This is a genomic window from Streptomyces sp. NPDC127098, from assembly GCF_042722465.1.
Classification (GTDB): Bacteria; Actinomycetota; Actinomycetes; order Streptomycetales; family Streptomycetaceae; genus Streptomyces; species Streptomyces millisiae.
Genome location: NZ_JBHXFJ010000052.1, coordinates 1 through 14,391 on the forward strand (window position 1 = coordinate 1; position 14,391 = coordinate 14,391).

General features: G+C 73.1%; 14 protein-coding genes and 1 pseudogene. 7 read left to right on the forward strand and 8 right to left on the reverse strand.

Annotated features, from left to right (window positions below):
• Positions 1-481: pseudogene (locus tag ACFWI8_RS26690) on the forward strand (hypothetical protein); the annotation flags it as partial.
• Between the two features lie 31 nt (positions 482-512).
• Here ACFWI8_RS26690 and ACFWI8_RS26695 read toward each other — a convergent pair.
• Positions 513-1,259 carry an ABC transporter permease gene (locus ACFWI8_RS26695; protein ID WP_387096368.1) on the reverse strand — a complete coding sequence of 249 codons (747 nt, stop codon included), beginning with the start codon at positions 1,257-1,259 and terminating at the stop codon, positions 513-515.
• 23 nt (positions 1,260-1,282) lie between these two features.
• On the reverse strand, positions 1,283-2,062 hold the full coding sequence (locus tag ACFWI8_RS26700; RefSeq protein ID WP_387096371.1) for an ABC transporter ATP-binding protein: 780 nt from the start codon (positions 2,060-2,062) through the stop codon (positions 1,283-1,285).
• A gap of 86 nt (positions 2,063-2,148) precedes the next feature.
• Here ACFWI8_RS26700 and ACFWI8_RS26705 point away from each other — a divergent pair, with 86 nt between their 5' ends.
• Together ACFWI8_RS26705 and ACFWI8_RS26710 are read left to right on the forward strand one after the other, a co-directional pair.
• Positions 2,149-2,805, forward strand: a complete 657-nt coding sequence (locus ACFWI8_RS26705) for a TetR/AcrR family transcriptional regulator (RefSeq protein WP_387096374.1) — start codon at positions 2,149-2,151, stop codon at positions 2,803-2,805.
• Between the two features lie 2 nt (positions 2,806-2,807).
• A complete protein-coding gene (locus ACFWI8_RS26710; protein ID WP_387096376.1) occupies positions 2,808-3,128 on the forward strand; it encodes a DUF6204 family protein in 321 nt (106 codons plus the stop codon).
• Here ACFWI8_RS26710 and ACFWI8_RS26715 read toward each other — a convergent pair.
• A complete protein-coding gene (locus tag ACFWI8_RS26715) occupies positions 3,115-3,804 on the reverse strand; it encodes an RDD family protein (protein WP_387096379.1) in 690 nt (229 codons plus the stop codon). The two genes, ACFWI8_RS26710 and ACFWI8_RS26715, sit on opposite strands and share 14 nt — an antisense overlap.
• A 169-nt stretch (positions 3,805-3,973) precedes the next feature.
• Between ACFWI8_RS26715 and ACFWI8_RS26720 the strand changes: the two genes are divergently transcribed.
• The 3 genes from ACFWI8_RS26720 to ACFWI8_RS26730 all read left to right on the forward strand — a co-directional run bounded on the left by ACFWI8_RS26720 (position 3,974) and on the right by ACFWI8_RS26730 (position 5,919).
• Positions 3,974-4,795, forward strand: a complete 822-nt coding sequence (locus ACFWI8_RS26720) for a lipase family protein (RefSeq protein ID WP_387096382.1) — start codon at positions 3,974-3,976, stop codon at positions 4,793-4,795.
• A gap of 98 nt (positions 4,796-4,893) precedes the next feature.
• Positions 4,894-5,373, forward strand: a complete 480-nt coding sequence (locus tag ACFWI8_RS26725; protein ID WP_387096385.1) for an RrF2 family transcriptional regulator — start codon at positions 4,894-4,896, stop codon at positions 5,371-5,373.
• Positions 5,374-5,508: 135 nt separating this feature from the next.
• Entirely contained in the window at positions 5,509-5,919 is a 411-nt protein-coding gene (locus tag ACFWI8_RS26730; protein WP_387096516.1) for a carboxymuconolactone decarboxylase family protein, read from the forward strand.
• Positions 5,920-5,975: 56 nt separating this feature from the next.
• On the opposite strand, the gene ACFWI8_RS26735 is transcribed toward ACFWI8_RS26730, so the two are convergent.
• The gene (locus ACFWI8_RS26735; protein WP_387096388.1) at positions 5,976-7,922 is read right to left on the reverse strand and encodes a PhoX family protein; all 1,947 of its coding nucleotides are present in this window, start codon (positions 7,920-7,922) and stop codon (positions 5,976-5,978) included.
• Positions 7,923-8,114: 192 nt separating this feature from the next.
• Positions 8,115-9,671, reverse strand: a complete 1,557-nt coding sequence (locus ACFWI8_RS26740) for an aldehyde dehydrogenase (NADP(+)) (RefSeq protein ID WP_387096391.1) — start codon at positions 9,669-9,671, stop codon at positions 8,115-8,117.
• 86 nt (positions 9,672-9,757) lie between these two features.
• Between ACFWI8_RS26740 and ACFWI8_RS26745 the strand changes: the two genes are divergently transcribed.
• Positions 9,758-10,531 carry an IclR family transcriptional regulator gene (locus tag ACFWI8_RS26745; RefSeq protein WP_387096394.1) on the forward strand — a complete coding sequence of 258 codons (774 nt, stop codon included), beginning with the start codon at positions 9,758-9,760 and terminating at the stop codon, positions 10,529-10,531.
• Positions 10,532-10,577: 46 nt separating this feature from the next.
• On the opposite strand, the gene ACFWI8_RS26750 is transcribed toward ACFWI8_RS26745, so the two are convergent.
• The 3 genes from ACFWI8_RS26750 to ACFWI8_RS26760 form a co-directional block, all read right to left on the reverse strand.
• Entirely contained in the window at positions 10,578-11,987 is a 1,410-nt protein-coding gene (locus ACFWI8_RS26750) for an NCS2 family permease (protein WP_387096397.1), read from the reverse strand.
• A 131-nt stretch (positions 11,988-12,118) separates the two neighbouring features.
• A complete protein-coding gene (locus ACFWI8_RS26755) occupies positions 12,119-13,315 on the reverse strand; it encodes a hypothetical protein (RefSeq protein WP_387096400.1) in 1,197 nt (398 codons plus the stop codon).
• Complete coding sequence (locus tag ACFWI8_RS26760; protein ID WP_387096402.1) at positions 13,315-14,259, reverse strand: 5-dehydro-4-deoxyglucarate dehydratase; 945 nt, start codon at positions 14,257-14,259, stop codon at positions 13,315-13,317. The genes ACFWI8_RS26755 and ACFWI8_RS26760 overlap by 1 nt, the downstream gene beginning before the upstream one ends.
• Positions 14,260-14,391: the final 132 nt, after the last annotated feature.

A 14,391-nucleotide genomic window follows, 5' to 3' on the forward strand; every position in this document is an offset into this window, starting at 1 on the left:
CCAGGAAACCACCCCGGACGAGGAAGAAACGGAGACCACCCCCTCCGAAACCACCTCCGAACCACCCGCCGAACCCGAACCGGTGACCTACGAGGGTGTCTCCATCCCCGACGGCCACGCCATCTCGCTCTACCAGGACCCACCGAGCCCGGAGCAGCCGGAGCTCGGCCCGAGCTACGAGGGCGACCTCGGCTACATCGGGGCGAGCTTCACCTCGTACGACCGCTCGCTGGTGACCGGTGACGACAACACCCTGGCCCTGCTCCGGCAGGACGAGACCGGCTCGCTCGACACCTGCCGCTCGGTGACCCGATACACCGACGGGTTCCTCGACGACGAGGCGCCGCCGGGATCCGAGATCTGCCTGACCACCGCCACCGGGGACATCGCCCTGGTCACGGTCGTCGAGTACGCACCCGTCGACTCGTCCAGCCAGTACGTGACCGTGGACCTCACGGTCTGGCGCGGCGCGGCGCAGTAGGCGCCGGCCGCACGCCCCGCCGACGGTCGGCTCAGGCCGGCTGCCGGCGGAAGGCGCGGGCGCCGGCCAGCACGCAGAGCGCCGCCAGGGCGACGGTGACGGCGGCGCCGAGGGCCAGCGTCCCGCTGGCGTAGTGGCCGAGGAACGCCTCGCGCACCGCGTCCACGGTGTAGCGGAACGGCACGGCCCTGGACGCGCCGTCCAGCCAGGCCGGTGCCAGCGTCATCGGCAGCAGCAGGCCGGAGAGCAGCATCAGCGGCATCGCCGCCGTGTTGGCGACGGAGGCGAACTCCGCGACGGTGCGCACCAGGGTGGCGAGACCGTAGGAGAGGGCGGAGAGCGCCGCCGCCAGCACGCCCACGAGGAGCAGGCCGATCGCCACCCCGGCCAGCGGTGCCCGCAGCCCGAAGGCGAGGCCGAGCAGCACCAGGGCGAGGGCCTGGGTGAGGAGTTGGACGACGTCGCGCAGGGTGCGGCCGAGCAGCAGGGCCAGCGGGCGCACGGGGGTGACCCGCAGCCGGTCGAGGACGCCGAGGTTGCGGTCCATGAGCAGGCCGATCCCGACGAAGGAGCCGCCCAGCAGCGCGAGTTGGACGAGCACGCCGGGGACGAGCACCTGCCACGACGAGCCGCCGGTGCCCAGGTCGAGTCCGGTCAGCAGCGGTCCGAAGAGGGCGAGGAAGAGCAGCGGCTGGAGCATGGCGAAGAGCACGTTGGTCCGCGAGCGGAGGGTGGCCCGCAGGGCGCGGCCGAAGACGATACCGGTGTCGGTGAGCACGGTGGGTTCCTGAGACGGGTTCTCTAGACGGCGACGGGTTCGTCGGCCGGGGCGCGGCCGGTGATGGCGAGGAAGGCGTCCTGGAGGCTGGCGGCCGGATCGCCGGCGTGGCGGCGCTTGAGCTCGGCGGCGGTGCCCTCGGCGACGACGGTGCCGCCGTCCACGACGACGATGCGGTCGGCGAGCGCGTCGGCCTCGTCCAGGTAGTGGGTGGTGAGGAAGACGGTGGTGCCGTCCCGGTCGCGGATCCGCCGGACGAGCTGCCAGAGGTCGGCGCGGCTGGCCGGGTCGAGGCCGGTGGTCGGCTCGTCGAGGAACAGCACCTCGGGGCGGTTGACCAGGCCGAGCGCGATCTCCAGGCGGCGGCGCTGGCCGCCGGAGAGCGCGGCGGTCGGCCGGTCGAGCAGTTCGCCGAGGCCGAGGTCGGCGGCCAGCTCCGCCGCGCGGTCCGCGGCCTCGGCCCGGCCGAGGCGGTGCAGCCTGCCCTGGGTGACCAACTCCTCGCGGGCCGGGCAGGCGGGGTCGAGCCCGCCGGACTGCGCCACGTAGCCGATTCGCCGGCGTACGGCGGCCGGGTCGCGCCGCAGGTCGTGTCCCGCGATCTCGGCCTCGCCGCCAGTGGGCGGCAGCAGCGTGGTGAGCATGCGCAGGGTGGTGGTCTTGCCGGCGCCGTTGGGGCCGAGGAAGCCGAGGATCTCGCCGCGTTCGACGGTCAGGTCGATGCCGCGCACCGCGTGGACAGGGCCGGTCCTGAGCCGGAACGTCCGGGCGAGCCCCCGGGTCGTGATGACGGGTGAGGACATGCGGCCGATGAAAGCACAGCACGCTGCAAACATGCAATGCGCTTAACTTTTGCCATGCGCTTCATCTTTTCGGCTAGACTGCGCCCATGACGCCCAGCACCGAGGGTCTGCGGGAGCGGAAGAAGCGCCAGACCCGCCAGCGCATCCACGAGGCGGCCACCGAGCTCTTCGTGGCGCGCGGCTTCGACGACGTCACGATCGCCGAGGTCGCGGAGGCCGCCGAGGTCTCCGTGAACACGCTGTACAACTACATCGAGGCCAAGGAGGACCTGGTCCTGCCGCGCGACCAGGAGTTCGGGCGCCGCCTGGCCGACTTCGTGAAGGAGCGAGCGCCGGGCGAGTCCGCCGCCCGGGCCGTGCTCGGCCGGCTCCGCGACGAGGTGCACCGGCGCGACCCGAACCTGGGGCTGACCGAGGGCTTCGCCCGCGTCTACGCGATGATGCGGGCCGCCCCCACCCTGACCGCCCGCCTCGAACAGCTGGGCCAGCAGATGACCGCCGCGCTCGCCGTCGTGCTGGCCGAGGAGACGGGTGCCGCGCCCGACGACCCGCTCCCCCGCGTGGTCGCGCACCAGCTCGGCTCGCTGCACGCCCTCGTCTTCTCCGAGATCGGCCGGCTGATCAGCGCCGGGCAGCGCCCGGACGCCATCGCGGAGGCCGTGCTCGCGCTGCTCGACGCGGCCGAGGAGATCCTGGGCGACCCGATCCTCGGGTACGCCACCCGAGCCCCCCGAGAGGAGTGACCGTGTTCCGGGTCACCGTCCGCGGCGCGTTCGAAGGGCTGAGCGACGCCGACCGCGCCCGGTTGGCCGCCGAGCCCGGGCTGCTCGGGGCCGCCTACACCGAGCGCGGCGCCTTCACCTGCGACCGGACGATGACGGCGTTCTCGTTCCGCTGCCAGGTGCCGGTCGAGGACGACCGCGACGGCGAGGCCGAGGCCACCGCCCGTGCCCTCGCCGCCCTGGTGGCGCACGGCTTCCCGCACCGGGTCCTGCGCGTCGCGGTCACGGACCTGCGTGCCGTCAAGGTCCGGCGCCGGAACCGCGGGGAGGTCAGGCGGGGCTGAGGGGCTCGGCCGGCAGGTCGCCGTCGGCCGGGCCCCGGCGCCGCACCCGGTCGCCGATCCGGGTAAAGGTGACGCCGACCTGCCAGGCGCTGGCGACCGCCGTCCCGGTCAGCCGGTCCCCCAGCGACCGTCGCGCGCCGACCAGCGCCAGCAGCGCGTTGAGCGCGAAGACCGCCACGGCGACGATCCAGCACAGCACCGAGAGCGCGAGGTCGCCGCCGACCAACAGGCAGCAGGCGAGCGAGTACCAGCCGACGTCGACCATCGTGAGGACGGCGGCGCGGGCCGCCCAGCGGCCCCGCTTCGGCCGGTCCGCCCCCTCGCGCCCCTGGACCCGCAGGTTGGTCAGCGCCTGTCCGAGCGTGCGGCTCATGAGCGCGAGCGAGGCGAAGTAGTAGACGAAGGTGAAGGCCACCAGCGCGGCGAACGCCTGCCAGACGGCGTTCACCGCCGAGCGCCAGACCGACTCCCCGACATGCCGACCCGCCCCCACCAGGTCGCCGTCCGAGGTGACGACCTCCCAGGCGGTCGTCCCCGCCAGGGCCGTCACGTCGGTGAGTTGGGCGCTGATCCGGTTGAACGTCAGCCAGCCGAGCAGGGTGGCCACCGCCACCAGGACGGCGAAGTCGAGCAGCCAGGCGCAGGAACGGCGCGTGCGCGGCGCGCGTGGGTACATCAGTCCTCCCCCAAGGTGTGTCCCACAGTCTAGGGAAGCGGACGAGCGCCCACCGGCGTTTCACCATTTCCGCCCTTCGGGTGAACCGGCCCTGCGGCGCCGCCCGTCGGGCGCCGCGCCGGGATACCACGGACGGTGACCACCGTCGTTCACCCCGAAGGGACCGCACGTGACCGTCACCGCCGGCTTCGACCACGGCGCCCGCGCGTACAGCGTGCCGCACGCCTACGCGCTCGCCCAGGCGTCCGACCTCGCCTACAAGGACCAGTCCACCATCGAGGACCAGGCGCGGAACTGGGGCTTCGACCAGGTGCGACACCACGAGTCCCGCTTCACGCCGCCGTTCCCGCTGGAGGACACCCAGGCGTACACCGCCGCCAGCGACCGGATGATCGTCACGGCCTTCCGGGGCACCGAACCCGCGCAGATCAAGGACTGGCTGTCCGACTCCACCACCCCGCCCTGGCCCGGCTACGGCGGCACCGGCTACGTCCACTACGGGTTCGGCGAGGCGCTCGACTCCGTCTGGCCGGACGTGAGGAACGCCGTGGCCGAACTCCGCGACAACGGCCAGACGGTCTGGTTCACGGGCCACAGCCTCGGCGGGGCGCTGGCCATGCTGGCGGGGGCCCGCATGTACCTGGAGGACCCCCGCCTCCTCGCGGACGGCGTCTACACCTACGGCCAACCCCGGGCCTGCGACCTGACGTTGGCCGACGCCTACAACCAGGGCTTCGGACAGCGGACGTACCGCTTCGTCAACAACAACGACATCGTGCCGCAGGTGCCGCCGGAGCCGGCCTACACCCACGTCAAGGAGCTGCGGTACATCGACAGCAAGGGCAGGATCCACGACTCGGTGCCGCTGCTGACCGGCCTCGCCGACCGGGCCAGGGGCCTGACGGCCGACGCCTTCGCGCCGGCCTCGGACGGGGTCAGGGACCACTCCATCAAGCGCTATCTGGAGGCCCTTGAGAAGAACCTCGGCTGACCCGCGGTCAGGCGGCCCCGGCCACCTGGCCGGCGGGTCCACCGCCGGCCAGGGGTTGCCAGACAGGAATCTGGAGGTTTAGTATCCAGATTATGCGGATGAGCGAGGGCGTCGAGTGGGCGCTGCACAGCTGTCTCAACCTCGCCTGGGCAGAGCCGGGCGAGGCGATGACGGCCAAGCGGCTCGCGGCGTTCTACGACCTTCCGCCCGCGTATCTGAACAAGCAGCTCCAGGCGTTGGCCAGGGCCGGGATCGTCACGTCGACGCCCGGGCCGCGCGGCGGCTTCCGGCTGGCGCGGGAGCTCGAGCAGATCACCCTGTTGGACGTGGTGACGGCCATCGAGGGGCCGGGCGAGGCGTTCCGGTGCGAGCAGGTGCTGCGCAAAGGACCCGACGGGCGGGAGGACGTCGACTACCGGTTGACGTGCGCCGTCTCGCAGTCCATGCGGCGGGCCGAGCTGGCCTGGCGTAGGGAGTTGGCGGGTCAGACGCTGGCCGACATCAGGGCGACGGTCGAGCGGCGCCATCCGCGCACCCCGCAGCGTACCCGCGACTGGTTCGCGAGCCGCCGGGGATAGCGGTGGCGGCGCGCGGCCCCGAGGCGCGCCGCTCAAAATCTGGATATCAAACGTCCTGGACATCCAGGAAATGGCAGAAGGAGAGCAGGAGACATGCAGGCACGGATGAGCATCAGGAAGCCGGCCGCCAAGGGCATGCAGGCGATGTTGGCGCTGGAGGCGTACGTCTCGGCCAGCCCGCTGCCGCACGCCGTCAAGGAGCTGGTGAAGCTGCGGGTCAGCCAGATCAACGGCTGCGGCTTCTGCGTGGACATGCACGCCAGGGACGCCAGGAAGGCCGGGGAGACCGACGAGCGCCTCTTCACGGTCGCGGCCTGGCGGGAGGCGCCCTACTTCACCGACGCCGAGCGGGCCGCGCTGGCGCTGGCCGAGGCGGCGACCCGGATCGCGGACAACGCGGAGGGGGTGCCGACCGAGGTGTGGGACGAGGCGGCCCGGCACTACGACGAGGAGCAGCTGGCCGGTCTGGTGATGGCGATCGCGGCGATCAACGCCTGGAACCGGATCAACGTCACGCTCCGGCAGCCGGCCGGGGCCGCGTTCTGACCCGCGCGGCGGAGGGCGGCCCCGCCGGGGCCGCCCTCCGCCGCGTGTCGGAAGGGTCAGGCGCCGACCACCCCGCCGTCGGCGCGGGTGATGACGACGGTGGCGGAGCGGGGGCGGCCCTCGGGGTCGAAGTCCGGCCAGTTGCTGACCGCCCGCGGGTTGTCCGGGGTCGGCTCGCCCCAGGCGGCGGTGGCCTCGCCCGGGTGCTGGACGTTGACGAAGAGGGTCTTCTGGTCGGGCGTGAAGGCGACGCCGGTGATCTCCGCGCCACGCGGGCCGACGAGGAAGCGGCGGATCTCGCCGGTCTCCGGGTCGGCGACCAGCAGCTGGTTGTTGCCGATGTTGCCGTAGCCCCTGGAGGGCAGGTTCTGCGCGGAGTTGGAGACGTCGGTGAGGATCCAGAGCCGGCCGTCGTCGTCGAAGGCGAGGCCGTCGGGAGAGCCGAAGATGTTGGTCTCGTCGAGTTCGACCGCCGGGTCGTACTCGGGGTCGCCGGCGAGCACGAAGATGTCCCACTCGAAGGTGGTGGCGGTGTTGTCGCGCCGGTGCTCGGTCCACCGGACGATGTGCCCGTACGGGTTGGGCTTGCGCGGGCTGACCGCGCTGTTCCAGCCGCTGCCGTTGGTCAGCGTGCAGTAGACGTCCTGGTTGCGCGGGTTGACCGCGATCCACTCGGGGCGGTCCATCTTGGTGGCGCCGACCGCGTCGGCGGCCTCGCGGGTGCGCAGCAGCACGTCGGCCTGGTCGGCCCAGCCGTTGGCGCGGGTCAGCGGGCCGCGGCCGTGGACCAGGGGAAGCCACTCGCCGGTGCCGTCGTCCTCGAAGCGGGCGACGTAGAGGGTGCCGTGGTCGAGCGGGCTGCGGCCGAGGGCGCGCTGCACGCGCCAGCTGCCGTCGCCGACGAACTTGTAGATGTAGTCGCCGTCCTGGTCGTCACCGGTGTAGGCGACGACGCGGCCGCGGGACTCGGTGACCGTGCAGCCCTCGTGCTTGATGCGACCGAGCGCGGTGCGCTTGACCGGCTTGGCGTCCGGCTTCGTCGGGTCGATCTCGACGACCCAGCCGAAGCGGTTGACCTCGTTGGGGTTGGCGGCCAGGTCGAAGCGGGAGTCGGCCTCGTGCCAGCGGTAGCCGCCGCCGGTCCGCGAGACGCCGTAGCGGGACTGGCTGGTGGTCGGCTGCCAGTCGGCGTCCTCGGTGCCGAAGTAGTTGTTCCAGTTCTCCTCGCACGTGAGGTAGGTGCCCCACGGGGTGTAGCCGTTGGAACAGTTGTTGAGGGTGCCGGCCGGGGCGTCGGCGGCGCGCAGGCTGGGGTGGTTGGCGCGGACCGGGCCCGAGAAGTCGACGGGGGTGTCGCCGGTGACGCGGCGGGCGCGGCGGGACTCGGCGACCCGCCAGGTGCCGTCGCGGCGCTCGATCTCGACGACGCTGACGCCGTGTGCGGCGACCGCCTTGGCGACCTTCTCGGCCGTGATCTCGTCGTCGCCGTCGGGGAAGAGGAGCTGCTGGTCGACGTACTCGTGGTTGAGGACGAGCAGGCCGCGCCGGTTGCCCTCACGGCCGCCGCCCAGCGGGAAGAAGTGCATGCCGTCGTGGTTCATGCCGACCTGTTCGGCCTGCTCGGCGGCGGAGTTGGAGGCGTCCTTGCGCCAGCGCGGGCCGCTGGGGCGGATGGGGGTGCCCCAGGGGATCAGGACCTGCGTCCGGTAGCCCTCGGGGACGGTGAGGGTGTCGTCGCTGTGGGTCGGGACGGGGTCGAAGCCGAGCAGCGGGCGGCGGCCGCCCTGGGAGGCGGGGGCCTGCGCGGGCTCGGCGGCGACGGCGGTCGAACCACCGAGCTGGGTGGCGACCAGGAAGCCCGCGGCGGCGGCCGTACCGCCCTTCAGGGCCGCGCGGCGGGACATCCGCTTCTCGACGACCTCCCCGAAGGTCCGGTTGCCTGAGGGGTTGGAGCTCACCTCGTCCGGGTCGACCTCGGGAAAGACCGGGCGCTGTGCTGACATCGCGAGTCCTCACGTCCTGATGCGTCTGAATCGTCTGGTGATCGGTGACGTGAGGCTAGGGGCGGTCGGTGGCGTCGAAAAGCCCTGAAGGTGAACGCGAGACCACCGTCATACATACGGCCTATTCACCGGAATGGTGAACTCCGCTGTTTGTATGACGGTGGTCGAGCCGCTGGGCCGAAGCCCTCGCTCTCAGTGCTCGCGGTGCCCGTCGACCCGGCGCGGCAGGCCGAGCGGGTTGTCGTCGCGCAGCTCGGGCGGCAGCAGGGCGGGCGGGGCGCTCTGGTAGGTGACCGGGCGCAGCCAGCGCTCGATGGCGGTGGCGCCGACCGAGGTGGAGGTGGAGGTGGTGGCCGGGTAGGGGCCGCCGTGGTGCTGGGCGGCGGTGACGGCCACGCCGGTGGGCCAGCCGTTGACCAGGATCCGGCCGGCGATCGGGGTGAGTTCGGCGAGCAGCCGGCCGCCCTGACCGCCCTCGCCCGCGCCCTCCGCCTCGCCGAGGTGGAGGGTGGCGGTGAGGTTGCCCGGCAGCCGGGAGAGCACGGCGGTGACCTGGTCGGCGTCGGCGTAGCGAACGATGACCGTGACCGGGCCGAAGCACTCCTCGAGCAGCAGGTCGTGGGCGCCCTCGGCGGCGAGCCGGTCGGCGTCGACGGTGAGGAAGCCGGCGGCCACGGTGTTGGCCTCGCCGGGGCCCGCGGCGACCGGGGTCTCGACGCCGTCGAGCGCGGCGCGCTCGCGGACGCCGGCCAGGAACGCCTCGCGCATGCGGCCGTCGAGCAGCACGCCGGGGGCGGCCTCGCCGACCTTCTTGGTGAGGGCGGCGAGCAGCTCGTCGCCGGCGCCGCCGGCGGGCGCGAAGACGAGGCCCGGCTTGGTGCAGAACTGGCCGACGCCCATGGTCATCGAGCCGGCGAGGCCGCCGCCGATCTCGCCGGCGCGCTCGCCAGCGGCGGCCTCGGTGACCACCACCGGGTTGAGGCTGCCGAGTTCGCCGTAGAACGGGATGGGCGTGGGGCGGGCGGCGGCGGCGTCGAACAGCGCCCGGCCGCCGCGGATGGATCCGGTGAAGCCGGCGGCGCTGACCAGCGGGTGCTTGATCAGCTCGACGCCGGCCTCGAAGCCGTGCAGGACGGTGATCACGTCTTCCGGCAGGCCGACCTGGGCGGCCGCGCGGCGCAGCGCGGCGCCGGCGAGCTCCGAGGTGGCGGGGTGGTCGGGGTGCGCCTTGACGACCACGGGGCAGCCGGCGGCCAGCGCGCTCGCGGTGTCGCCACCCGGGACGGAGAAGGCCAGCGGGAAGTTGGAGGCGGAGTAGACGGCGGCGACGCCCAGCGGGATCTTGTACCGGCGCAGGTCGGGGCGGGGCGGAGTGAGGGAGCCGTCGGCGTGGTCGATGATGACGTCCAGGTAGCCGCCGTCCGCGACCTCGTCCGCGAAGGCGCGCAACTGGCCCGTGGTGCGGCCGAGTTCGCCGGTGAGGCGGGCAGTGCCCAGGGCGGTCTCGGCGTCGGCGGCGGCGATGATCGCCTCGCCGTCGGCCTCCAGTTGGTCGGCCGCGGCGCGCAGCAGCGCGATGCGGGTGTCGCGGTCGGCGAGCGCGGCCCTGGTGGCGTGGGCGGCCCGGACGGCGGCATCGACCTCCGCCGCGGTCGCCTCGGTCGCCACCTGCTCCCGCTGCTTCCCGGTCCGCGGGTCCACGCTCCACACTGGTACTGCCACCGGAATCGCTCCTCCTGCCGGGCACATGCTAGTGTTCGAGATTCTGAACATCGTCCCTGTATGTGAATATCCCTGGGGACTCTATAGCGGCGCGAACAAGGGGGTCAAGGTCGGTGTCAGCGAGCGAGACGGCGGGGGCGCCCCAGGTCAAGTCGGCCGTGCGCACGGTGGAACTGCTGGAGTTCTTCGCCGGACGCCCCGGCATGCACTCCCTGGCGGACGTGCAGGCGGCGGTCGGGTACCCCAAGTCCAGCCTGTACATGCTGCTGCGCACCCTGGTCGACCTCGGCTGGGTCGAGACGGACGCCACCGGCACCCGCTACGGGATCGGGGTGCGCGCGCTGCTCGTGGGCACCTCGTACATCGACGGTGACGAGGTGGTGGCGGCGGCCCGGCCGACGCTCGACCGGCTCTCCGACGACACCACCGAGACCATCCACCTGGCCAGGCTGGACGGCACCAGCGTCGTCTACCTGGCCACCCGCGCCTCCGAGCACTACCTGCGCCCCTTCACCCGGGTCGGCCGCCGACTGCCGGCGCACTCCACCTCGCTCGGCAAGGCGCTGCTCGCCACCCACACCGACGAACAGGTGCGCAAGCTGCTGCCCGAGACGCTGGAGCGGCTGACCGAGCACACCATCACCGACCGGGAGCGGCTGATCGAGGAGCTGCACGAGGTGCGGGAGCGCGGCTACGCGGTGGACCGCGAGGAGAACACGCTGGGCCTGAGCTGCTTCGGCGTCGCCATCCCCTACCGGACCCCGGCCCGGGACGCGGTCAGCTGCTCAGTACCGGTGGCCAGGCTCACCCCGGCACACGAGCAGCTGGTCAAGGAGGCGCTGTTCGACGCGCGCGACCGGCTGGCGATGGCGACCCGGCACCTCTGAGCCGCGCGGCGGTCAGTGGTGCCGGGGCCGTCGCCGGCCGCCGGGGTCAGCCGACGCCGAGGGCCTGCCTGACCGGGTCGATCGCGAAGTAGACGGCGAACAGCGCCGCGGTGATCCACACCAGCCAGTTGACCTCGCGGGTGCGGCCGGTGACCACCTTCATCACGACGTAGGCGACGAAGCCGGCGCCGATGCCGTTGGTGATGGAGTAGGTGAACGGCATCACGACGATGGTGACGAAGGCCGGGATGGCCAGCGTGTGGTCGGTCCAGTTGATCGCGCCGACCTGGAGCATCATCAGGAAGCCGACCGCCACCAGCGCGGGGGCCGCGGCCTGCGAGGGGACGACGGCGGCCAGCGGCGAGAAGAACAGCGCCAGCGCGAACAGGCCGCCGGTCACCAGGTTGGCGAAGCCGGTACGGGCGCCCTCGCCGACGCCCGCGGCCGACTCGATGTACGAGGTGTTGGAGGAGGCGGACGCGGCGCCGCCGGCCGCGGCGGCCAGGCCGTCCACGAACAGCATCCGGCCGAGCCGCGGCACCCGGCCGCGCTCGTCGAGCAGCCCGGCCTCGCCGCTGACGGCGACGGCGGTGCCCATGGTGTCGAAGAAGTCGGTCAGGAAGAGCGTGAAGACCAGCAGCACGACGGTGATGAGGCTGATCTCGCCGAACGCGCCGAACAGGCTGAACTGGCCGAGCAGGCCGAAGTCGGGGCTGGCGACGATGTCGTCGGGGAGGCTGGGCACGGACAGGCCCCAGGCGGCCTCGTCGATGTCGGCGACGGCGTTGATGACCATGGCCAGCACGGTGGTGGCCAGGATGCTGATCAGGATGGCGCCCCTGGTCCTGCGGGCCAGCAGCGCGAGGGTCAGCAGCACGCCGAAGCAGAAGACGAGGGCGGGCCAGCCGGCGAGTTCGCCGCCGGCGCCGAGCGAGAGCGGCGGGGCCCCCTCGTGGCCGGTGACGAAGCCGGCGTCGACGAAGCCGATGAGCGCGATGAACAGGCCGATGCCGACGCCGATGGCCTGCTTGAGCGCCATGGGGATGGCGTTCATCACGGACTCGCGGAAGCCGGTGGCGGACAGCAGACACAGGATGACGCCCTCGAGCACCACCAGGCCCATGGCCTCCGGCCAGGTCATCCGGGGCGCGATCTGGAAGGCGACCATGGCGTTGATGCCGAGGCCGGCGGCGAGCGCGAGCGGGAGGTTGGCGGTGACGCCCATCAGCACGGTCATCACGGCGGCGACCAGCGCGGTGACCGTGACCAGCTGCGGGAAGGAGAGCTGGTCGCCGTTGATGTCGGTCGCCCCGCCCAGGATGATCGGGTTCAACACCAGGATGTAGGCCATGGTGAAGAACGTGGCGAAGCCGCCGCGTATCTCCCGGCCGATGGTGGAGCCCCGCTCGGTTATCTGGAAGTAGGAGTCCAGGCGGGAGAGCGGCGGTGACGGCATCGTTGAATCCTTGACGACTGACGGGTGGGGACTGAGGGATTGTGCCCGCTCAGTGAGGTTCGTGGGTTTTCCACGTGTAACACGATGCCGCACCGTTACCGAACTGCCGCCCAGCGGCCCTCCGGCGGTCGTCAGAGCTTCGCCAGCGCCTCCCGCACCGCGTCGAGGTCGTCCGTCGTGGCCAGGCCCGCGTGGTAAAGCCGCAGCTCGGTGGCGCCGAGCGCGGCCGCGTGCGCGGCGTCGGCGGCCAGCGCGTGCGGTCGGCCACCCATCCCGGCGACGACCTGGAAGTTCGCGGCCAGCGTAGCGCCGGGACCAAGGTGCGGGACGAAGGGCCCGAGCGTCGCCGCCCTGGCCGCGTCGTCGCCGGTGGCCGGCACGACGACGCCGTCGGCGTGCGCCAGCACGTCGGCCGGGTCGACGCCGACGTTGGCCCCCAGCCGGAACCAGTCGGGCTCGGCGTGCAGCAGCACCCGGAAGCCGGCGGGCGCGGCGGCCCGGACGGCGGCCACCGTCTCGCGCTGGAAGGCGCGCGCCACGGCGGTCCGCCAGCCGGCGGCCGCGGCGGCCGGCTCCTCGCCGATCAGCTCGACGACGGCCGCCCACTCGGCGTGGCGGGCCGGCGGCTCGGGGCGGTCCCGGCCAGTCCAGAACGGGACCAGGGCGCGCACCACGGCCTCCCGCAGCTCCCTCGGGTCGGCGCCGTGCTCGGCGTAGCCGTCGCGGCAGACCCCGCAGAAGCACAGCGACATCAGCTGGCCGCCGACCGGGCCGAGCGAGGCGCCGCCGATCTTGTCGTGGGCGTGCAGGTGGTCGAGCCCGTACCAGCCGCAGGACTCCAGCTCGACGCCGGCCGTGCCGGGGCGCACGGCGGCCTCGGCGGCCAGGGTGGCGGCGTACTCGCGGACCTCGGGTCGGGCGACGCACAACGCCCACGGGTACCGGTCGCCGGTCGCGCTGACCACGGTCGACTCGGGGTGCTCGCCGCCGACCTGGCTGTTGTGGGCCAGGATCACCCAGCTGTGCGTCTCCACGCCGGCCGCGGCGAGCCGCTCCGCCGCCTCGCCGAACGGGTCGTCGCCCGGCACCCAGCCCTGGCGGTGCGGCCGCAACCGGCGGCCGGCCCAGCGGGCCTCGTCCGGCGGGTAGTAGACGGCGGAGTGCCGGGCGGTGACGATCCGGTGTCCCGGGTGGCGCGGGGTCAGGGCGCGGGTGGAGTGGTAGGCCGAGGCGAGAGTGGCCTGGGCCACGCCGAGCTCGGCGACGCGGTCGGCGGCCGCCGGGTCGGCCACGACGTCCCAGGGGTAGAGGAAGGCTCCGGCGCGCATCAGGGGGTCACCTCGGGGTCGATCAGCTTCAGTCCGGTGTCGATCAGGGCGGCCAGCTCGGCGACGTGCGCCGGCTCGGGCTCGGCGAGCGGGGCGCGCACCTCGCCGACGTCCAGGCCGCGCAGCCGGACGCCGGCCTTCACGAGGGAGACGGCGTAGCCACTGCCCCGATCACGCAGCTCGACCAGGGGGCGGTAGAAGCCGTCGAGCAGGCGGCGGACGGTGGCGTGGTCGTCCCGGCCGAGCGCGGCGTGGAAGGCGAGGGCGATCTCCGGGACGAAGCAGAAGACGGCCGACGAGTAGAGGGTGACGCCCAGGCCCCGGTAGGCGGGGCCGGTGAGTTCGGCGGTCGGCAGGCCGTTGAAGTAGCGGAACTCCGGACGGTCCGGGTGGGCGGTGCGGACCGCGGAGATGACGCGCTGGAGCAGGTCGAGGTCGCCGACGCCGTCCTTCAGGCCGATGATCCGCGGGTCGCCGGCGAGCCGGGCCACGGTCTCCGGGGTGAGGACGGCGTTGTCCCGCTGGTAGACGATGAGTTGGAGGCCGGTGGCGTCGGCCAGCGCGGTGTAGTGCCGCAACAGGCCGCGTTGTCCCGCCCTGACCAGGTAGGGCGGCAGGACCAGCAGCCCGTCGGCGCCCGCGGCCTCGGCGCGGCGCGCGAAGTCGGCGGCGACGGCGGTGCCGTAGCCGACGCCGGCGATCACCGGGACGGCGCCGGCGGCGACTTCGACGGCGGTGGCGACGCAGCGCTCGTACTCGTCGGGAGTCAGCGCGTGGAACTCACCCGTGCCGCAGGCGGCGAACACGGCGCCCGGGCCGGCGTCGAGGCCGGCGCGCACATGGGCGCGGTAGGCGTCGAGGTTGAGCGCGCCGGCGGCGTCGAAGGGGGTCACGGGGAAGAAGAGCAGCCCTTCGAGGCGGGCAGCAAGCCCGGCATCCGTCATGCGATTCTCCCTGCGAGTCTCTCTGCGAGGCTGCCCGCCGGTGCACGTTTGTGACGGGTGTCCACATAGCTGAACGAACACGCTAGATGAGCCGCAATGAGCAGGTCAAGATGTCGTTGACGAGGGCGGAGC